Raw genomic sequence first — 19,402 nt, 5'->3', positions numbered from 1 at the left:
GTCAGACGAGGTCCTCCGTCCCGGCCCGGCGGATGTAGAGCGTGACCATGGCCAGGATCGCGGCCATGAGGATGAAGGAGAGCGCGGCGGCCGTCGGATAGTCCAGCACCCGCAGGAACTGGGTCTGGATGACGTTGCCGATCATGCGGGTGTCGGTGGAGCCGAGCAGCTCGGCGTTGACGTAGTCGCCGGCCGCCGGGATGAAGGTGAGCAGGGTGCCGGAGACCACGCCGGGCATCGACAGCGGGAAGGTCACCTTGCGGAAGGTGGTCCAGGGCCGGGCGTACAGGTCCCCGGCCGCCTCGTGCAGCCGCCCGTCGATCCGCTCCAGCGAGCTGTACAGCGGCAGGATCATGAAGGGGAGGAAGTTGTACGTCAGCCCGCACACCACCGCCAGCGGGGTGGCCAGCACCCGGTCCCCGGCCGTCCAGCCGAGCCAGCCGGTCACGTCCAGCACGTGCAGGGTGTTCAGCGCGTGCACCACGGGCCCGTTGTCCGCGAGGATCGTCTTCCAGGCGAGGGTGCGGATCAGGAAGCTGGTGAAGAACGGCGCGATCACCAGGATCATGATCAGGTTCCGCCAGCGCCCGGCGCGGAACGCGATCAGATACGCCAGCGGGTAGCCCAGCAGCAGGCAGAGCACGGTCGCGGCGGCCGCGTAGAGCACCGAGCGGACGAACTGCGGCCAGTACTCGGCGAGCGCGTGCCAGTAGGTGGCGAAGTGCCAGGTGACCTTGTAGCCCTGTTCCAGCGACCCGGTCTGCACCGAGGTCGACGCCTGGTAGACCAGCGGCAGCGCGAAGAACACGACCAGCCACAGGATGCCGGGCAGCAGCAGCCAGTACGGGGTGAAGCGGCCGCGCTTGCGGGGCGGCTTCGCGGGCTCGGGCGGGGCGAGCGGCGGGGGCGCCTCGGCGAGGGTCGGCATCAGACGGCCGCCTCTTCCTCGGTGCCGGCGTCGATGTCCTGTGCCGCGTCCAGCGCGAACGTGTGCGCCGGGTTCCAGTGCAGGACGACCTCGGCGCCGGGCACGAGCCGGGTGTCCCGCTCGACGTTCTGCGCGTACACCGCGAGCGCGCCCGCCACCGGGCTGTCGATCACGTACTGGGTGGAGACGCCGATGAAGCTGGCGTCGGCGACCGTGCCGGTGAGGCGGTTGCGGCCCTCGGGGACCGAGCCCGCGTCGTCGGCGTGGGTGAGCGCGATCTTCTCGGGGCGGATGCCGACCAGCAGCTTGCCGCCGGCCGGGGCGGGCGCCGAACAGCGCGCCTCGGGCAGCAGCAGCTTGCCGTCCCCGGCACGCAGCACGAGGTCACCGCCGCCGCGGGAGTCGACCTCCGCCTCGATCAGGTTGGAGGTGCCGAGGAAGTTGGCGACGAAGGTGGTGCCCGGGTTCTCGTACAGCTCGGCGGGCGAGCCGAGCTGCTCGACGCGGCCCGCGTTCATCACGGCGACCGTGTCGGCCATGGTCATGGCCTCCTCCTGGTCGTGCGTGACATGGACGAAGGTGATGCCGACCTCGGTCTGGATGCGCTTGAGCTCCAGCTGCATCTGGCGGCGCAGCTTGAGGTCGAGGGCGCCGAGGGGCTCGTCCAGCAGCAGCACCTTGGGGTGGTTGATCAGGGCGCGGGCGACCGCGACGCGCTGCTGCTGGCCGCCGGAGAGCTGGTGCGGCTTCTTGCGCGCCTGCTCCCCGAGCTGGACCAGCTCCAGCATCTCCTCCACCTGCTTCTTCACGCTCTTGATGCCGCGCCGGCGCAGACCGAAGGCGACGTTCTCGAAGATGTCGAGGTGCGGGAAGAGCGCGTAGGACTGGAACACCGTGTTGACCGGCCGCTTGTACGGGGGCAGCCCGGTGACGTCGAGATCACCGAGGTGCACGGTCCCGCAGGTCGGCTCCTCCAGCCCGGCGATCATGCGCAGGGTGGTGGTCTTGCCGCAGCCGGAGGCGCCGAGCAGCGCGAAGAAGGAGCCCTGGGGCACGGTGAGGTCCAGCGGGTGCACGGCGGTGAAGGAGCCGTACGTCTTGCCGATGCCGGAGAGGCGGACGTCGCCGCTGCCGTCTGTCGTCGTCTTCATCCTCGTCACGCCCCTGTGAGCTTCGCGAACTTCTCTTCGTAGGCCGTCTCTTCCTTCTGGCTCAGGGAGCGGAAGGCGTGGGACTTCGCCTGCATGGCCTTGTCGGGGACGATCAGCGGATTGTCCGCCGCGTCCCGGTCGATCTTCGCAAGCCAGGGCTTCACGTTCTCGACCGGAGTGACGTAGTTGATGTAGGCGGCGAGCGCGGCGGCCTGCTCGGGTTCGTAGAAGAAGTCGATCAGCCGCTCGGCGTTCGTCTTGTGACGTGCCTTGTTGGGGATCAGCATATTGTCCGTCGACGTCACATAACCGCTGTCCGGAATGACGAAGTCCACATCGGGGCTGTCCGCCTTGAGCTGGACCACGTCACCGGCCCACGCGACACAGGCCGCGAAGTCGCCCTTGGCGAGGTCGGACGTGTAGTCGTTGCCGGTGAAGCGGCGTATCTGGCCCTTGTCGACGCCTTTCTGGAGACGGGCGATCGCCGCGTCGTAGTCGTCGTCGGTGAAGTCCGCCGGGTCCTTGCCCATGTCGAGCAGGGTCATCCCGACGCTGTCCCGCATCTCGGAGAGGAAGCCGACCCGGCCCTTCAGCTTGGGGTTGTCGAGCAGGTCGGAGACGGATCTCACCTCGATGCCGTCCAGCGCCTTCTTGTTGTAGGCGATGACCGTGGAGATGCCCTGCCAGGGGTAGGAGTAGGCGCGGCCGGGGTCCCAGTCGGGGGTGCGGAACTGGGTCGAGAGATTGGCGAAGGCGTGCGGGAGGTTCGCCGGGTCCAGCTTCTGCACCCAGCCGAGCCGGATCAGCCGGGCGGCCAGCCAGTCGGTGAGGACGATCAGGTCGCGGCCGGTCTCCTGGCCCGCGGCGAGCTGCGGCTTGATCTTGCCGAAGAACTCGTTGTTGTCGTTGATGTCCTCGGTGTACCGGACCGAGATCCCGGTCTTCTTCCGGAACGCCTCCAGCGTGGGGTGGTGCTTGCCGCTGTCGTCCACGTCGATGTACTCGGTCCAGTTGGAGAAGTTCACCGTCTTCTCCCGGGCCGAGCGGTCGTCCGCCGAGGTGCCGCCCGGGGTCCGTCCGGCCGCCGGGATGCCGCAGGCGCTCAGCGCGCCCAGGGCGCCGGCCGTGAGCACGCCTCCGGCCGACGCCCGCAGCAGCGACCGGCGGGTCAGGGCCGCCCGCCCGCTCCGCAGACTGCGCCGCACGGCGGCCAGCTGGGGCGGGGTGAGGCGGTCGGGCTCGTACTGATCCATACGCGTGGTGCCCTTTCGGAGAACGGGACGCTTAGGGGGTGTCTTGTCGGTCAGGCCGGATGAGGGAGCGGCGTCTGGTGCCGTGCATCGCAAGGCGGAGGAGGGAGTCGATGCGGAGCATCGGGGACCGACGACAACGCGGCGAGGTGCGGTGCCAGGCGTCGCGAGCCCGGCGTGATCGACAAGACACCCCCTAGGGGCGGTCCCCGAAGACCGTGCGGTGCCAGTCCTTGCGGACGGCTGCCGTGTTGTCGAACATGACGTGCTTGACCTGCGTGTACTCCTCGAAGGAGTACGCCGACATGTCCTTGCCGAACCCGGACGCCTTGTATCCGCCGTGCGGCATCTCGCTGATGATCGGGATGTGGTCGTTGATCCACACGCACCCGGCGCGCAGCTCGCGGGTGGCCCGCTGGGCGCGGTAGACATTGCCGGTCCACGCGGAGGCGGCGAGCCCGTACGGGGTGTCGTTGGCCAGCCGCAGGCCCTCGTCGTCGGTGTCGAAGGGGAGCACGACGAGGACGGGACCGAAGATCTCCGCCTGGACGATCTCGCTGTCCTGGGCGGCGCCGGTGACCAGGGTCGGCCGGTAGTAGGCGCCCCTCTTGAGGTCGCCGCCGGGGGCCTCGCCGCCGGTGACCACGGTCGCGTAGGCGCGGGCCCGGTCCACGAAGCCGGCGACGCGGTCGCGGTGGGCGTGCGAGACCAGCGGGCCGAGGTCGGTGCCGGGCGCGAAGGGGTCGCCGAGCCGCACGGTCTCCATCAGCGCGGCGGTCCGCTCCACGAACGCCTCGTACAGCGGGCGCTGCACATAGGCGCGGGTCGCGGCCGTGCAGTCCTGGCCGGTGTTGATCAGGGCGCCCGCGACCGCGCCGTTGGCGGCGGCCTCCAGGTCGGCGTCGTCGAACACCACGAAGGGCGCCTTGCCGCCCAGCTCCAGGTGGAGCCGCTTGACCGTGGCCGTGGCGATCTCCGCGACCCTGCGGCCGACGGCGGTGGACCCGGTGAACGAGGTCATCGCCACGTCCCCGTGTCCGACCAGCCGCTCCCCCGCGCCGGGCCCGGTCCCGCTGACGATGTTGATCACACCGTCCGGGATGCCCGCGTCGACGGCCGCCCGTGCGAACAGCAGTGAGGTGAGCGGGGTCAGCTCGGCGGGCTTCAGCACGATGGTGTTGCCCGCCGCGACGGCCGGGAGCACCTTCCACGCGGCCATCTGGAGCGGGTAGTTCCAGGGCGCGATCGACCCGACCACCCCGATGGGCTCGCGCCGGACGTACGAGGTGTGGTCCCCGGAGTACTCCCCCGCCGACTGCCCCTGGAGCTGCCGGGCGGCGCCCGCGAAGAAGGCGGTGTTGTCGATGGTGCCGGGGACGTCGAACTCGCGGGTCAGCTTCAGCGGCTTGCCGCACTGGAGCGACTCGGCGCGGGCGAAGTCCTCGGCGCGGTCCGCGAGCACGGAGGCGAAACGGTTCAGCGCGTCGGAGCGCTCGCCCGGCGTGGCCCCGGCCCAGCCGGGGAAGGCGGCGCGGGCGGCGGCCACGGCCGCGTCCACGTCGCTCTCCCCGGCGAGTTCGTAGCGGTACGCCTCCTCGCCGGTCGCGGGGTCGGTCACCGCCTGCGTACGGCCCGAGGTGCCCGGCGCGGGGCGGCCCGCGACGAACTGCGCGCCCTCGGCGAAGCGGTCGCGGGCGGGAAATCGTTCCGGGGTGTCGGTGCCCGGCTTGTGCATGTCGCTCTCCTCCGCCGGACACCCCTTGGGGGGCCGGGTGGCGTGGCTCCAGCTCGATTTGAGTGCCGATCCTGACAGAGGAGTGGGAGCGCAACAAGGGATTCCGTTGTTGCCTTTTGGTTACGCGACGGAATCTGTCGGCGAGCTGTCTACTCAGGGCATTTAGGTCAGGACGGAATGTCAGTGGCGGCTGCCACACTTCGATGCATGGGGAAGATCGACGGGGTGGAAGCGCTGATCGGCGCGGTCCGGGCCGGGGAGCCCGTGGAGTACCTGCACTTCTGGGGGCACCGCCCGCAGCGGGACGGGAGCGTGGGCGCGGGGTGCCTGAGCCAGTGGTGGCCGGCGCCGTTCACGGTGGACGGGGTCGGGTACGCGACGGCCGAGCACTGGATGATGGCCGCCAAGGCGCGCCTGTTCGCCGACCCGGACGCCGAGCGGCTGGTGCTGGCCGCGGGGCATCCGGCCGGGGCGAAGAAGGCGGGGCGGCTGGTCCGGGGGTTCGACGAGAAGATATGGGGCCGGGAGCGGTTCCGGATCGTCGTCGAGGGCAGCGTGCACAAGTTCGCCGCCGACCCCGGCCTGCGGGAGTACCTGCTGGGCACGGGTGAGCGGGTGCTGGTGGAGGCGAGCCCGGTGGACCGCATGTGGGGGATCGGGCTCAGCGCCCGGGACGAGGCCGCCTGGGACCCGGCCCGGTGGAGGGGGCCGAATCTGCTGGGCTTCGCGCTGATGGAGGCCCGGGAGCGGCTGCGGTCAGATGCGGGGTGAGGCGGGGAGCGGTCGCGTCCCGATGCCGGGTGAGCCGGGGAGTCGCGGCGCGGAGTTGTAGGAGGAGCCGAAGGGCTCGTCGTCCTGACGGCTGTCCTCCTTGTGCGCGGCGAACACCAGGATGCCGATGAAGAGGGCCAGCGTGACCACGCCCACGATGATGCCGATGATGCCGAGCACGAAGCCCGCCTGGGCCTGCCCCCGGTTGGTCGCCTCACCCCGGTCGGCACGCCTGCGGCCCTGGACACCGAGGATCACGGCGATGACACCGAGGATCAGCGAGGCGACTCCGTAGAGGCAGAACAGGACGATCGAGAGGATGCCGAGCACCAGGGCGGCGGTACCGGCGTTGTTCTGCGGGACCGGTCCCATGGGGGCGCCCCAGCCGTAGGCCGGGGGCTGGGGGTAGCCGGGGTAGCTCTGCGGGCCCGGGTAGCCCTGGGGGCCGGGGTGGGTCGGGTAGCCGTAGCCGGCCGGGGGCGCCGGGGTGTAGGGCGGGACGCCGGGGCCGTTGGGGCCGATCGGCGGGGGCGGGACGGTGGGGCCGGTGTGCTGCGGGGGCACGGTGGGGCCTGGCTGGGGGCCGGAGCCGACGGAGGGCATCGCGGCCATGGTCGCCTGGTCGTGCACCGAGGGCGGGGTCCGGTCCTTCTTGTCGAGGGAGGGACCCTGGGGCGGTGCCCACGGGTCCTGACCGCTCGCCCCTCGTCCGCCGTCGGGCTGCCTCTGCTCCGTCACGTCCTCATCCCCCCACGTAGCTTGTCAGCCCATGTTAGAGGCGCCGTACGGGCCGTAAGGAGCTGCCCCTGTCCGACCGGTACGCCCGTACTCCCGTCCTAGGATGTCTGCGCACCGTCCGACCAGCCTGGGGAGGCTCCCTTGACCGAGCGCAGCGCCGCCCGCGATCCGCACGACTTCATCGCCGGCCTGCCCAAGGCCGAACTGCACGTGCACCACGTGGGCTCCGCCTCCCCCCGCATCGTCTCGGAACTGGCCGCCCGGCACGCCGACTCCAAGGTCCCCACCGACCCCGAGGCGCTGGCGGAGTACTTCTCCTTCACCGACTTCGCGCACTTCATCCAGGTGTACCTGTCGGTCGTGGACCTGATCCGCACCCCGGAGGACGTCCGGCTGCTGACGTACGAGATCGCGCGGGACATGGCCCGGCAGCAGGTGCGGTACGCCGAGCTGACCCTCACCCCGTTCTCCTCGGTGCGGCGCGGCATAGAGGACCGGGCGTTCATGGACGCGATCGAGGACGCCCGCAAGTCCGCCGAGGCCGACTTCGGGACCGTGCTGCGCTGGTGCTTCGACATCCCCGGCGAGGCCGGACTGGAGGCGGCGGAGGAGACGGCACGGCTGGCGACGGACGACCGCGTCCGCCCCGAGGGCCTGATCTCCTTCGGCCTCGGCGGCCCGGAGATCGGCGTCCCCCGCCCGCAGTTCAAGCCGTACTTCGACCGCGCGCGGGCCGCCGGCCTCCGCTCGGTCCCGCACGCGGGCGAGACCACGGGCCCGCAGACGGTCTGGGACGCCCTGACCGCGCTGGGCGCGGAACGCATCGGCCACGGCACCAGCTCGGCCCAGGACCCGAAGCTGCTCGCCCACCTGGCCGAGCACCGCATCGCCCTGGAGGTCTGCCCGACCTCGAACATCGCCACCCGCGCGGTACGGACGCTGGACGAGCACCCGCTGAGGCAGTTCGTGGACGCGGACGTCCTGGTCACGATCAACTCCGACGACCCGCCGATGTTCGGTACCGACCTGAACAAGGAGTACGCGATCGCGGCCCGCCTGCTCGACCTGGACGAGCGCGGCATCGCGGATCTGGCGAAGAACGCGGTCGAGGCGTCCTTCCTGGACGCGGCGGGCAAGGAGCGGATCGCGGCGGAGATCGACGCGTACACGGAATCCTGGCTGGCGGGCTGACGCCGCTTCAGCGCCGGGGCGGCCTCGCACCAACCCCGGCGCCCTGGCGGCGCAGCCCACCAGGCCGGTTCGCCCGCTGAGGCACCGTCGGCTGCCAGAATGACGCCCATGCAGACCTGGACCGCCGTCGCACACCGGGGCGACCCCTACCGCTTCCGCGAGAACACCCTCGCCTCGCTGCGCTCCGCGCTCGATCGGGGTGCGGACGCGGTCGAGATCGACGTACGCCTGACGCGCGACGGTGTACCCGTCCTGCTGCACGACGCCTCGCTGAAGCGCCTCTGGGAGATCGACCGCCCGCTGTCATCCCTCACGGCGGCCCAGGTGACGGAACTGACGGCGGGCGGCGTCCCCACCCTGGCGGAAGCCCTGTCCGCCACGGAGGGCACCCGCGTGATGGCGGACCTGTGTGGCGGCGTGACCCCCCGCACGGCGGACCGCGTCCTGGACGTGGTCCGCGAGGCCGACGCGGAGGACCGGGTCTACTACTCCGCAGGCGCCGAGTCCCTCCTGACCCTCCGCGCCGCGGCCCCCTCCGCCGAACTGGCCCTCACCTGGACCAGCACGGCCCGCCCCCGCCCGGCCGTCCTCACGGCCCTGCGCCCCCGCTACCTCAACTACCGCTTCTCCCTCGTCGACCGCGACCTGGCCCACCGGGTCCACAAGGAGGGCTACCTTCTCTCGGTATGGACCCCGGACACGGGCCGCTCGATGCGCAAGCTGCTGTCCCTGGGCGCGGACTCGATCACGACGAACCGGATCGACACGCTGACCGCGCTGCGAAAGCAGGCGGGGTAGACACAGGCCGGCAGAACGTCCAAGCAGTGAGCGCCCGTCGAGAGGCCCCCTTGGCTGAAGGCCCCCGCCGAGGTTTGCTGTCCTCAGGGGAGGGATGGCGTATGGCCAACGAGTCCGACGTCCTGCTCGAACTGTGGAAGGGACAGCGCGAGGAAGCCCGGCAGATGGAGAACCAGCGGGCAGCGCTCACCAACATCGTGATCATCGTGGCGGCCGCCGCTTTCGGCTTCCTCACCCAGCAGGGCGGCCTCAGGGCCTCTTCGCTGGGCGTGACCGTGCCCCTGTGCGCGTTGGGGACGTTCGGCGCGTTGGCGAGCGCGAAGTACGGAGAGCGGTGGGCCGTCCACTCCGGCCTTGCGGGCAGGCTGCGCCACGAGCTCGGGGTCCGTCACCCGGGACTTGGGCTGCCCGACCTCATCGCCGGCAACCAGGCGGTGCACAGAGCGAAGTTCCCTCAGGTGCTCAAGCTCAAGATCTGGATGCTCTGGGTGGTGCTCCACGCGGCCATCGCCCTCGGAGGGCTGCTTCTGAGTGTCTGGATCGTGGTGACCCTATGAGTCACCGGCGCTGCCGGACACGGGTCGGAGGAGACGTGGACGACGTCATCGTCCGGATGCGCGACCTGCTCCGACCGGGGCGACGGTCCTGTCGCCCCGGTCGGTGACGCCTCACTCCCCCACGTACTCCGCCAGGTGCTGCCCGGTGAGCGTCGACCGGTCCGCCACCAGCTCGGCCGGCGTCCCCTCGAAGACGACCTGGCCGCCGTCGTGGCCCGCGCCGGGGCCCAGGTCGATGATCCAGTCCGCGTGGGCCATCACCGCCTGGTGGTGCTCCACCACGATGACGGACTTGCCGGAGTCGACCAACCGGTCGAGCAGACCAAGGAGTTGCGCGACATCGGCGAGGTGCAGTCCGGCGGTCGGCTCGTCGAGGACGTAGATGCCGCCCTTGTCCCCCATGTGCGTGGCCAGCTTGAGGCGTTGGCGTTCGCCGCCGGAGAGGGTGGTCAGCGGCTGGCCGAGGGTAAGGTAGCCGAGGCCCACGTCGGAGAGGCGGGTCAGGATGCGGTGCGCGGCCGGGATGCGAGCCTCGCCCTCCGCGAAGAACGCCTCCGCCTCGCTGACCGGCATCGCCAGCACCTCGCTGATGTCGCGGCCCCCGAGCCGGTACTCCAGCACCGCGGCCTGGAAGCGCCGCCCCTCGCACTCCTCGCAGGTCGTGGCGACGCCCGCCATCATGGCGAGGTCGGTGTAGACGACCCCGACGCCGTTGCAAGTCGGGCACGCACCCTCGGAGTTGGCGCTGAACAGCGCGGGCTTGACCCCGTTGGCCTTGGCGAACGCCTTGCGGATCGGGTCCAACAGCCCTGTGTAGGTGGCCGGGTTGCTCCGCCGGGACCCCTTGATCGCCCCCTGGTCGACGGAGACGACCCCCTCCCCCTCGGGCACCGACCCGTGCACCAGCGAACTCTTGCCGGACCCGGCGACCCCGGTCACCGCGACCAGCACCCCGAGCGGGATGTCGACGTCGACCCCGCGCAGGTTGTTGGCGTCCGCGCCCCGGATCTCCAGCGCGCCGGTGGCCTTGCGGACGGTCTTCTTCAGCGCGGCCCGGTCGTCCAGATGGCGCCCGGTGACGGTGTCCGAGGCCCGCAGCCCCTCGACCGTGCCCTCGAAGCAGACGGCACCGCCCCCCGTACCGGCGCCCGGACCGAGGTCCACCACATGGTCGGCGATGGCGATCGTCTCCGGCTTGTGCTCCACGACCAGCACGGTGTTGCCCTTGTCGCGCAGCCGCAGCAGCAGGCCGTTCATCCGCTGGATGTCGTGCGGGTGCAGTCCGGTGGTGGGCTCGTCGAAGACGTACGTCACGTCGGTGAGCGAGGAGCCGAGGTGGCGGATCATCTTCACCCGCTGCGCCTCACCGCCGGACAGCGTGCCCGAGGGGCGGTCCAGGGAGAGGTAGCCGAGGCCGATCTCCACGAACGAGTCGAGGCTGTGGCCCAGCGCGGTGAGCAGGGGGGCGACCGAGGGGTCGTCCAGGCCGCGTACCCACTCGGCCAGGTCGGTGATCTGCATCGCGCAGGCGTCCGCGATGCTCACGCCGTCGATCTTCGACGTTCGGGCGCCCTCGTTCAGCCGGGTGCCCTCGCATTCGGGGCAGACGGTGAAGGTGACGGCCCGCTCCACGAAGGCGCGCACGTGCGGCTGGAGCGTGTCGACGTCCTTGGCGAGGAACGACTTCTGGATCTTCGGGATCAGACCCTCGTACGTGAGGTTGACGCCCTCCACCTTGATCTTGGTGGGCTCCCTGTGGAGCAGGTCGTGCAGCTCCCGCTTGGTGAACCTGGCGATCGGCTTGTCCGGGTCGAAGAAGCCGCAGCCGGTGTAGATACGGCCGTACCAGCCGTCCACGCTGTACCCGGGGATGGTGAGCGCGCCCTCGCGCAGCGACTTGGAGTCGTCGTAGAGCCGGGTGAAGTCGATGTCGGTGACCGCGCCCCGGCCCTCGCAGCGCGGGCACATCCCGCCGGTACGGCTGAAGGTCACCTTCTCCGCCCGGCGCGCCCCCTTCTCCACCTTGATCGCCCCGCTGGCCTGCACCGACGCGACGTTGAAGGCGTACGCGCCGGGCGGGCCGATGTGCGGCACGGCGAGCCGGCTGAACAGGATGCGCAGCATGGCGTTGGCGTCGGTGGCCGTGCCGACGGTGGATCGGGGGTCGGCGCCCAGGCGCTGCTGGTCCACGATGATCGCGGTGGTCAGCCCGTCGAGCACGTCGACCTCGGGGCGGGCGAGCGTCGGCATGAAGCCCTGGACGAACGCGCTGTACGTCTCGTTGATCAGCCGCTGCGACTCGGCGGCGATCGTGCCGAACACCAGCGAGCTCTTGCCGGAGCCGGAGACACCGGTGAACACCGTCAGCCGGCGCTTGGGGATCTCGACGCTGACGTCCTTGAGGTTGTTCACCCGCGCGCCGTGCACCCGGATCATCTCGTGGCTGTCGGCGGCGTGCGCGTCCGTGCCCGTGCTCATGCTGTCTCCCTCTTCACGTACCGGCCCGCCCCTCGTCGTACCGCTCAGCGGTGTTCCTGGATGCGGAGCATGTTGCCCGCGGGGTCCCGCACCGCGCAGTCGCGGATGCCGTACGGCTGGTCGGCGGGCTCCTGGACGATGTCGGCACCGGCGGCCACCAGCCGGTCGAAGGTACCGTCCAGGTCAGGGGTGGCCAGCACCAGGCTCGCGTACGTGCCCTTGGCCATCATCTCGGTGATGACGCGCCGCTCGTCGTCGGTGATGCCGGGGTCCATGGCGGGCGGGCTCAGCACGATGTTCGTGTCCGGCTGGCCCTTGGGGCCGACGGTGAGCCAGCGCATCTTGTCGTGGCCCACGTCGTTGCGCAGCTCGAAGCCGAGGGTGTCGCGGTAGAAGGCGAGGGCGGCCTCGGGGTCGTCCTGCGGGAGGAAGCTGGCGTGAATGCTGATGTCCATGGCCGTCACGCTAGCCGTGGCCCGGAAACCGCGCTTCTCGATTCCTGACCGGTCTGGTGACCACCTTGACCACGCAGGTCGGCAGCCCTTCCGTCGCCCGCGCGGCCTCGATCCGGTACACGCTCGGCGGCATCCCGACCAGCTCGCTGAACCGGGTGCTGAACGTCCCCAGCGACGAGCACCCCACCTCGAAGCACACCTCGGTCACGCTGAGGTCCCCGCGCCGCAGCAGTGCCATCGCCCGCTCGATCCGCCGGGTCATGAGATAGCTGTACGGCGACTCCCCGTACGCGGCCCGGAACTGCCGGCTCAGATGCCCCGCCGACATGTTCACCCCGCGGGCCAGCGCCTCCACGTCCAGCGGGCGCGCGTACTCCCGGTCGATCCGGTCCCGCACCCGCCGCAGGAGCACCAGCTCGCGCAGGCGGCGGGGGTCTCCAGGGGAGGTGGTCATGGGGAAAGCGTGCCATGGCCGGGGCAGCGCAGAGGTCGATGACCTTCGTGGTGGGCCATCCAGAGGACGATGTCGCAGACGCGCAGGGCGCTGACCGTCTCGGGAATGCCCGCCCGTTTCCGAAGGTCGAGCAGCTCGTGGTGGAGGGCGTGGTCATCGACTCGGAGCGCATGGTGAAGACCGAGCCAGAAGGAGGACGGAGTGCCGAGCACACACCGCACGACCCTGTCGTAGACGGGGAGCAGCCGGGGGCGCTTACGGGCCAGCAGTTTGCCGGCCATGACCCAGCCGACGCCGTACTGAGCATCGAGAAGATCCCAAGCCCACTCGGCGGCGGACCCGCTCTCCAGTTCTCCGGTTTCTGCGTCCACCATGTCGAGCTCGCACGGTATCTCGCGCAACAGCTTCGACATCTGCTGACCGAGGTCGCCTTCGAGCAGGTCGAGCGAGACCCGCTCGGGCACCCGCACCGACAACATCTGCACCGCCACCAGATCCTCAGCCGTCACCACATCCGCGACCCCGACCCGATCACCCCCTCCCCCCAGACCCTCGAACCGCGCCCCCGTGTAAGGCCGGCCACCGTCCAGCCCGAAGTACTCCCGCAAATGACCCACAGCGTCCTCGGAGCCCACATGGCTCCGCACGATGTCCCTCAACCCCGCATCCATGTCGCGAACCCCTCCACCAGCCCCGCATAGAACCGCTCGTCCGGTACCGCCCCGGGATTCCTGCTGGCGTCGTAGAACGCGACGTTGGGGAACTGGGCCCCCGTCGCGGCGTTGAGGTTCTTGTAGAAGGCGAGCTTGCCGCGGCCGAAGCCGACGAAGAGCCAGAAGACGCCGAGGGAGGCGGTGTTCCGGAGGAGGGACCGCACCTCGGCCTTGTCCCAGGGCTCGTCGCCGACCTGGGTCACCATGAACGCCGGGTCCCGCGCGCCGGACTCCCGGTAGTGGCCGACCGCGTGCCGCATCGCCGCCGCGACATTGCCCCATCCCCAGTCGACCTGGGTGTGCAACTGGTCGATGCGGCCACGGTAGTTGTCGAGCCGGATGTCCTCCAGGAACGGCTGGTCCCCGCTGGAGAAGAGGACGGGGACGGTGCCGTCGTCGTCCAGGTTGGCCGAGAGGGCCAGCACCCGTTCCGCGAAGGCCTGTACGGCGAACGACTCGTACAGCTCCTCCATGTGCCAGTCGTGGTCCAGCAGCAGGTACACCGCCGCCCGGCGCTGCCCGACGCCCCGCTCGGCCAGCGCGCGGGACGCCTGGCGGGCCGGGGCGGCCAGGGCCGGCGCCACCCGCTCGACCTTCGCCAGGTCGACCACGGCGCCGGGTGCCCGTGTCCGCTGGGCCGGGACGGGGTCGGGCGCGGGCGGCTCCACGTCGACGCCGTAGTCGGCGGCGAGACCGGCAAGCCCGGAGGCGTACCCCTGGCCCACGGCACGTACCTTCCAGCCGCCGTCGCGCCGGTACAGCTCGGCGAGGACGACGACCGTCTCCCCCGAGCTGAAGTCCGGTGCGGTGTAGGTGAGTTCGGTGGAACCCGGCTGGGTGACGGTGAGTACGGGGGCGCGGGTGAAGACCCCGCCCGGCTGCCCCGGGTCGACGCTGACGACGACGGCCACCCGGTCCACGCCGGCGGGCACGCGGCCGAGATCCGCCGTCACCAGGGAGCCCGCGACCGATACGCCGTCCTGGGCCGGATGGTTGTAGAAGACGAGGTCCTGGTCGCCCCGCACCTTGCCCCCCGCCCCCAGCAGCAGCGCCGAGACGTCGGTCGCGGGCCCCTGCACCGCGACCGACAGCAGTACCGGCGCCGGCAGCAGTGGCGCGTTCTCCCCCTTGCGCAACGACGTCGTCCGCATATGCCCCCCCTTGATCGCAGGGAGGACACGCTAGACCCCTGCCGCCCGGTCACGGCGGCTTTCGGCGGAATTCGGCCCGGCTCGGAGAAGCAGACCCCGGTGCCGCCGCGCGACCCCCTTACAACCCCACGATCGCGTTCCAGCGCCGCGCGAACTCCGGCCGTTCCGCCGGCTTGATGTCGCGGGCGACGGCGAGGCGGTCGCGCACGGGGCCGTCGGGGAAGATCAGGGGGTTCGCGGCGAGGGCGGCGGTGTCCTTGTCGGAGCTGTCGGCCAGGATGTGCCGGGCGGCGGGGACCGGGCAGACGTAGTTGACCCAGGTGGCCAGCTCGGCCGCCACCGACGGGGTGTAGTAGTAGTCGACCAGGCGCTCGGCGTTGGCCTTGTGGGCCGCCCGGTCGGGGATCATCAGGGAGTCCGACCACAGCTCGGCGCCCTCTTCGGGGACGACGAAGCGGATGTGCGGGTTGTCGGCCTGGAGCTGGATGACGTCGCCGGAGTACGCCTGGCAGGCGAGGACGTCGCCGCTGATCAGGTCCTTGGTGTAGTCGTTGCCGGTGAAGCGGCGGATCTGGCCCCGGCGGACCTCGCGTTCCACCTCGTCGCACATGGTGTGGAAGTCGGCGGCCGTCCAGCGGGTGATGTCCGCGCCGTTGCCCTGCATCAGCAGCGCGAACGCCTCGTCAAGCCCGGACAGCAGCGTCACCCGGCCCTTGAGGTCGCTCGCCCAGAGGTCCTTCACGTGCCGGATCTCGCGGCCGAGCCGGCGGCGGTCGTACGCGATGCCGGTGATGCCGGACTGCCAGGGGACGGTGAACATGCGGCCCGGGTCGAAGGCGGGCCGGCGCAGCAGCGGGTCCAGGTACTTCTCGACGTTCGGCTGCTCGGCGCGGTCCATCCGCTGGACCCAGCCGAGGCGGACGTACCGCGCGCACATCCAGTCGCTGATGACGATCAGGTCCCGGCCGGTGGGCCGGTGGTTCATCAGGGCGGGGCTGATCTTGCCGAAGAACTCGTCGTTGTCGTTGATCTCCTCGACGTAGTCGACGGAGATCCCGGTGCGCTTCTCGAAGGCGTCCAGCGTGGGCCGCCGGTTCGGGTCGTCGTCATCGGTGTCGATGTACAGCGGCCAGTTCGACCAGGTCAGCCGGTGGTCGGCGGCGGAACGGTCGGGGGCGGAGCGGTCGCCGGGACGGACGTAAGCCGAGGGCACCCCGCACCCGGCGAGCGCGCCGAGCGCGGCGGTGCCCCCGAGGGCCCGCAGCACGGACCGGCGGGAGGGGGCGGAACCACGAACAGAGGTGTGAAGCACCCCGAAAGTGTGCCGCCCCGTACCCCGCACGGACAATCGGACCTGGTCAGGACTCCAGGGACGTCATGACGTGCTTGATCCGCGTGTAGTCGTCGAAGCCGTACGCCGACAGGTCCTTGCCGTAGCCGGACTTCTTGAAGCCGCCGTGCGGCATCTCCGCGACCAGCGGGATGTGGGTGTTGATCCACACGCAGCCGAAGTCCAGCTTCTTGGACATGCGCATGGCGCGGCCGTGGTCCTTGGTCCACACCGAGGAGGCCAGCGCGTAGTCGACGCCGTTGGCCCACTCGACGGCCTGGTCCTCGTCGGTGAAGGACTGGACGGTGATGACCGGCCCGAACACCTCGTTCTGGATGATCTCGTCGTCCTGCTTCAGGCCGGAGACCACGGTCGGGGCGTAGAAGTACCCCTTGTCGCCGACCTGGTGGCCGCCGGACTCGACCTTGGCGTGCGCGGGCAGCCGCTCGATGAAGCCGGCCACCTGCTTGAGCTGGCTGGGGTTGTTCAGCGGGCCGTAGAGCACGTCCTCGTCGTCCGGCTGCCCGGTCTTCGTCTCGGACGCGGCCTTGGCGAGGGCGGCCACGAACTCGTCGTGGATGGACTCCTGGACGAGGACGCGGGTCGCGGCCGTGCAGTCCTGGCCGGCGTTGAAGAAGCCCGCGACCGAGATGTCCTCGACGGCCTTGGGGATGTCGGTGTCCTCGAAGACGACGACCGGCGCCTTGCCGCCCAGTTCCAGGTGGACCCGCTTGAGATCCTTGGAGGCCGACTCGGCGACCGACATGCCCGCGCGCACCGAGCCGGTGATGGAGGCCATGGCCGGGGTGGGGTGCTCGACCATCATGCGGCCGGTGTCACGGTCGCCGCAGATGACGTTGAAGACGCCGGCCGGGAGGACCGAGCCGATGATCTCGGCGATGAGGACGGTGGAGGCGGGGGTGGTGTCCGAGGGCTTGAGGACGACCGTGTTGCCCGCGGCGAGCGCCGGGGCGAACTTCCACACGGCCATCATCATCGGGTAGTTCCACGGCGCGACCTGCGCGCAGACACCGATCGGCTCGCGGCGGATGATGGAGGTCAGGCCGTCCATGTACTCGCCGGCCGAGCGCCCCTCCAGCATCCGGGCCGCGCCCGCGAAGAAGCGGATCTGGTCGACCATCGGCGGGATCTCCTCGGAGCGGGTGAGCCCGACGGGCTTGCCCGTGTTCTCCACCTCGGCCGCGATGAGTTCCTCGGCCCGCTCCTCGAACGCGTCGGCGATCTTCAGCAGGGCCTTCTGCCGCTCGGCGGGGGTGCTGTCGCGCCAGGCCGGGAACGCCTTGGCGGCCGCGTCCATGGCGGCGTCCACGTCCGCCTGCCCGGACAGCGGCGCGGTCGCGTACACCTCACCGGTGGCGGGGTTGACCACCTCGGTGGTCCGTCCGTCGGCGGCGTCCCGGAACTCACCGGCGACATAGTTCCGGAGTTTGCGCAGCCCACGCGGCTCGGTGCTCACTGCCGGCCTCCTGATCTGGTTCGAGGGTTCGAGCTGTCCCGCCCCGGAGGTGCCGCACGGCTGTCCGGTGGCTGAGACAACCCAACCCTAGTCGGGACACCCACGTTTTCAACACCCCCACCGCCACCCGTCCTGCGAAATCCGCACACTGCGCGCTCGTAAACAACGAATTTCATCGATCGAACCTTGCGAAACTGTCGAGGTGTCGTGCACAGTGAGGGCGTGGCCAGTCGAAGCACAGAACACAGGGACTCCGCCCGCGAGTCCAGGAGCGGCACCCCGCAGTTGGACGCCGTCTCCCTCGCCATCATCGAGCAGCTCCAGGAGGACGGCCGCAGGCCCTACGCCGCGATCGGCAAGGCGGTCGGCCTCTCCGAGGCGGCCGTGCGCCAGCGGGTGCAGAAGCTGCTCGACCAGGGCGTGATGCAGATCGTGGCGGTCACCGACCCGCTCACCGTGGGCTTCCGCCGCCAGGCGATGGTCGGGGTGCACGTGGAGGGCGACGTGGAGAGCGTCGCGGACGCGCTGAGCGCCATGTCGGAGGTCGAGTACGTGGTGATGACCGCGGGCTCCTTCGACGTTCTCGCCGAGATCGTCTGCGAGGACGACGATCACCTGCTGGACGTGATCAACCGGCGTATCCGGGCCCTGCCCGGCGTCCGCTCCACCGAGAGCTTCGTCTATCTCAAGCTCAAGAAGCAGACCTACATGTGGGGAACGCGATGACCCAGAAGGACCTCAGCCGCACCGCCTACGACCACCTGTGGATGCACTTCACCCGCATGTCGTCGTACGAGAACTCGCCCGTCCCCACCATCGTGCGGGGCGAGGGCACCCATGTCTTCGACGACAAGGGCAAGCGGTACCTCGACGGCCTGGCGGGCCTGTTCGTGGTCCAGGCCGGGCACGGCCGGGTGGAACTGGCCGAGACCGCGCTGAAGCAGGCGCAGGAGCTGGCCTTCTTCCCGGTGTGGTCCTACGCCCACCCGAAGGCGATCGAGCTGGCCGAGCGGCTGGCCGGGTACGCCCCCGGCGACCTGAACAAGGTCTTCTTCACCACCGGTGGCGGCGAGGCCGTGGAGACCGCGTGGAAGCTGGCCAAGCAGTACTTCAAGCTGGTCGGCAAGCCCGCCAAGCACAAGGTGATATCCCGCTCGCTGGCCTACCACGGCACCCCGCAGGGCGCCCTTTCCATCACCGGCCTGCCCGCGCTGAAGGCGCCGTTCGAGCCGCTGGTGCCGGGCGCGCACAAGGTGGCGAACACCAACATCTACCGCGCCCCGATCCACGGTGAGGACCCGGAGGCGTTCGGCCGCTGGGCCGCCGACCAGATCGAGCAGCAGATCCTCTTCGAGGGCCCGGACACGGTCGCCGCGGTCTTCGTGGAGCCGGTGCAGAACGCCGGCGGCTGCTTCCCGCCGCCGCCCGGCTACTTCCAGCGGGTGCGCGAGATCTGCGACCAGTACGACGTACTGCTCGTCTCGGACGAGGTCATCTGCGCCTTCGGCCGGCTGGGCACGATGTTCGCCTGCGACAAGTTCGGCTACGTCCCTGACATCATCACCTGCGCCAAGGGCATGACCTCGGGCTACTCCCCGATCGGCGCGACGATCGTCTCCGACCGCATCGCCGAGCCCTTCTACCGGGGCGACAACGTCTTCCTGCACGGCTACACCTTCGGCGGCCACCCGGTCTCCGCCGCGGTCGGCCTCGCCAACCTCGACCTGTTCGAGCGCGAGGGCCTCAACCAGCACGTGCTGGACAACGAGGGCGGCTTCCTGCGCACCCTCCAGAAGCTGCACGACCTGCCCATCGTCGGCGACGTCCGGGGCAACGGCTTCTTCTACGGCATCGAGCTGGTGAAGGACAAGAACACCAAGGAGTCCTTCGACGCCGACGAGATCGAGCGCGTCCTCTACGGCTTCCTGTCCAAGGCCCTGTTCGAGAACGGCCTGTACTGCCGCGCCGACGACCGCGGTGACCCGGTGATCCAGCTGGCCCCGCCGCTGATCGCCAACCAGGAGACGTTCGACGAGATCGAGCAGATCCTGCGCGCGACCCTGACGGAGGCATGGGCGAAGCTCTGACCGCTCCGCTCCCTCCGCTGCCCGGCCCCGGGCCCCCGTTCGAGTGAGAACGGGGGCCCGGGGCCGTGTGCTGTGCCGCCTCCTCCCCGGTGCTGCCTAGCGTGCCCAGTGACCGATCGGCCCGGTCTTCGTTCCCCC

The 19,402-nt window shown here is 70.5% G+C and carries 18 protein-coding genes; 6 read left to right on the top strand and 12 right to left on the bottom strand.

Annotated elements, in window-relative coordinates:
* Position 1 precedes the first annotated feature (1 nt).
* The 4 genes from D0Z67_RS21330 to D0Z67_RS21315 all read right to left on the bottom strand — a co-directional run bounded on the left by D0Z67_RS21330 (position 2) and on the right by D0Z67_RS21315 (position 5,064).
* Complete coding sequence (locus D0Z67_RS21330) at positions 2 to 928, bottom strand: ABC transporter permease (protein ID WP_031183731.1); 927 nt, start codon at positions 926 to 928, stop codon at positions 2 to 4.
* Entirely contained in the window at positions 928 to 2,088 is a 1,161-nt protein-coding gene (locus tag D0Z67_RS21325; RefSeq protein WP_031183730.1) for an ABC transporter ATP-binding protein, read from the bottom strand. Before D0Z67_RS21325 ends, D0Z67_RS21330 begins: the two co-directional genes overlap by 1 nt.
* Positions 2,085 to 3,332 (bottom strand): polyamine ABC transporter substrate-binding protein, encoded by a 1,248-nt coding sequence (locus D0Z67_RS21320; protein ID WP_131589681.1) that lies wholly within the window; start codon positions 3,330 to 3,332, stop codon positions 2,085 to 2,087. Before D0Z67_RS21320 ends, D0Z67_RS21325 begins: the two co-directional genes overlap by 4 nt.
* A gap of 193 nt (positions 3,333 to 3,525) precedes the next feature.
* Positions 3,526 to 5,064 (bottom strand): gamma-aminobutyraldehyde dehydrogenase, encoded by a 1,539-nt coding sequence (locus D0Z67_RS21315; protein WP_031183728.1) that lies wholly within the window; start codon positions 5,062 to 5,064, stop codon positions 3,526 to 3,528.
* A gap of 177 nt (positions 5,065 to 5,241) precedes the next feature.
* On the opposite strand from D0Z67_RS21315, the gene D0Z67_RS21310 reads away from it, so the two are divergent.
* The gene (locus D0Z67_RS21310; protein ID WP_037776123.1) at positions 5,242 to 5,835 is read left to right on the top strand and encodes an NADAR family protein; all 594 of its coding nucleotides are present in this window, start codon (positions 5,242 to 5,244) and stop codon (positions 5,833 to 5,835) included.
* On the opposite strand, the gene D0Z67_RS21305 is transcribed toward D0Z67_RS21310, so the two are convergent.
* Entirely contained in the window at positions 5,821 to 6,573 is a 753-nt protein-coding gene (locus D0Z67_RS21305) for a DUF4190 domain-containing protein (protein ID WP_051888157.1), read from the bottom strand. The two genes, D0Z67_RS21310 and D0Z67_RS21305, sit on opposite strands and share 15 nt — an antisense overlap.
* A 141-nt stretch (positions 6,574 to 6,714) precedes the next feature.
* Between D0Z67_RS21305 and D0Z67_RS21300 the strand changes: the two genes are divergently transcribed.
* The 3 genes from D0Z67_RS21300 to D0Z67_RS21290 all read left to right on the top strand — a co-directional run bounded on the left by D0Z67_RS21300 (position 6,715) and on the right by D0Z67_RS21290 (position 9,119).
* The gene (locus D0Z67_RS21300; protein ID WP_031183725.1) at positions 6,715 to 7,764 is read left to right on the top strand and encodes an adenosine deaminase; all 1,050 of its coding nucleotides are present in this window, start codon (positions 6,715 to 6,717) and stop codon (positions 7,762 to 7,764) included.
* A gap of 108 nt (positions 7,765 to 7,872) precedes the next feature.
* Positions 7,873 to 8,562 carry a glycerophosphodiester phosphodiesterase gene (locus D0Z67_RS21295; RefSeq protein WP_037776121.1) on the top strand — a complete coding sequence of 230 codons (690 nt, stop codon included), beginning with the start codon at positions 7,873 to 7,875 and terminating at the stop codon, positions 8,560 to 8,562.
* A gap of 101 nt (positions 8,563 to 8,663) precedes the next feature.
* On the top strand, positions 8,664 to 9,119 hold the full coding sequence (locus tag D0Z67_RS21290) for a hypothetical protein (protein WP_031183723.1): 456 nt from the start codon (positions 8,664 to 8,666) through the stop codon (positions 9,117 to 9,119).
* Between the two features lie 111 nt (positions 9,120 to 9,230).
* On the opposite strand, the gene D0Z67_RS21285 is transcribed toward D0Z67_RS21290, so the two are convergent.
* The 7 genes from D0Z67_RS21285 to D0Z67_RS21255 form a co-directional block, all read right to left on the bottom strand.
* Positions 9,231 to 11,597 carry an ATP-binding cassette domain-containing protein gene (locus tag D0Z67_RS21285; RefSeq protein WP_031183722.1) on the bottom strand — a complete coding sequence of 789 codons (2,367 nt, stop codon included), beginning with the start codon at positions 11,595 to 11,597 and terminating at the stop codon, positions 9,231 to 9,233.
* Between the two features lie 44 nt (positions 11,598 to 11,641).
* Entirely contained in the window at positions 11,642 to 12,052 is a 411-nt protein-coding gene (locus D0Z67_RS21280; protein WP_031183721.1) for a VOC family protein, read from the bottom strand.
* Between the two features lie 10 nt (positions 12,053 to 12,062).
* Positions 12,063 to 12,506, bottom strand: a complete 444-nt coding sequence (locus D0Z67_RS21275) for a helix-turn-helix transcriptional regulator (RefSeq protein ID WP_031183720.1) — start codon at positions 12,504 to 12,506, stop codon at positions 12,063 to 12,065.
* Complete coding sequence (locus tag D0Z67_RS21270; protein WP_234312919.1) at positions 12,503 to 13,165, bottom strand: DUF6308 family protein; 663 nt, start codon at positions 13,163 to 13,165, stop codon at positions 12,503 to 12,505. Before D0Z67_RS21270 ends, D0Z67_RS21275 begins: the two co-directional genes overlap by 4 nt.
* Positions 13,162 to 14,370, bottom strand: a complete 1,209-nt coding sequence (locus D0Z67_RS21265; protein WP_031183718.1) for a VWA domain-containing protein — start codon at positions 14,368 to 14,370, stop codon at positions 13,162 to 13,164. Before D0Z67_RS21265 ends, D0Z67_RS21270 begins: the two co-directional genes overlap by 4 nt.
* A 118-nt stretch (positions 14,371 to 14,488) precedes the next feature.
* A complete protein-coding gene (locus D0Z67_RS21260) occupies positions 14,489 to 15,682 on the bottom strand; it encodes an extracellular solute-binding protein (protein WP_031183717.1) in 1,194 nt (397 codons plus the stop codon).
* Between the two features lie 46 nt (positions 15,683 to 15,728).
* Positions 15,729 to 17,177 carry a gamma-aminobutyraldehyde dehydrogenase gene (locus tag D0Z67_RS21255; protein WP_031183716.1) on the bottom strand — a complete coding sequence of 483 codons (1,449 nt, stop codon included), beginning with the start codon at positions 17,175 to 17,177 and terminating at the stop codon, positions 15,729 to 15,731.
* A 207-nt stretch (positions 17,178 to 17,384) separates the two neighbouring features.
* On the opposite strand from D0Z67_RS21255, the gene D0Z67_RS21250 reads away from it, so the two are divergent.
* A complete protein-coding gene (locus tag D0Z67_RS21250) occupies positions 17,385 to 17,903 on the top strand; it encodes an Lrp/AsnC family transcriptional regulator (RefSeq protein ID WP_030808661.1) in 519 nt (172 codons plus the stop codon).
* Positions 17,900 to 19,264, top strand: a complete 1,365-nt coding sequence (locus tag D0Z67_RS21245) for an aspartate aminotransferase family protein (protein ID WP_031183715.1) — start codon at positions 17,900 to 17,902, stop codon at positions 19,262 to 19,264. The genes D0Z67_RS21250 and D0Z67_RS21245 overlap by 4 nt, the downstream gene beginning before the upstream one ends.
* Positions 19,265 to 19,402: the final 138 nt, after the last annotated feature.

It is taken from the genome of Streptomyces seoulensis, assembly GCF_004328625.1.
Classification (GTDB): Bacteria; Actinomycetota; Actinomycetes; order Streptomycetales; family Streptomycetaceae; genus Streptomyces; species Streptomyces seoulensis.
The sequence above is the reverse complement of the archived record's forward strand: the minus strand, read 5'-3'. Positions and strand labels throughout refer to the sequence as shown.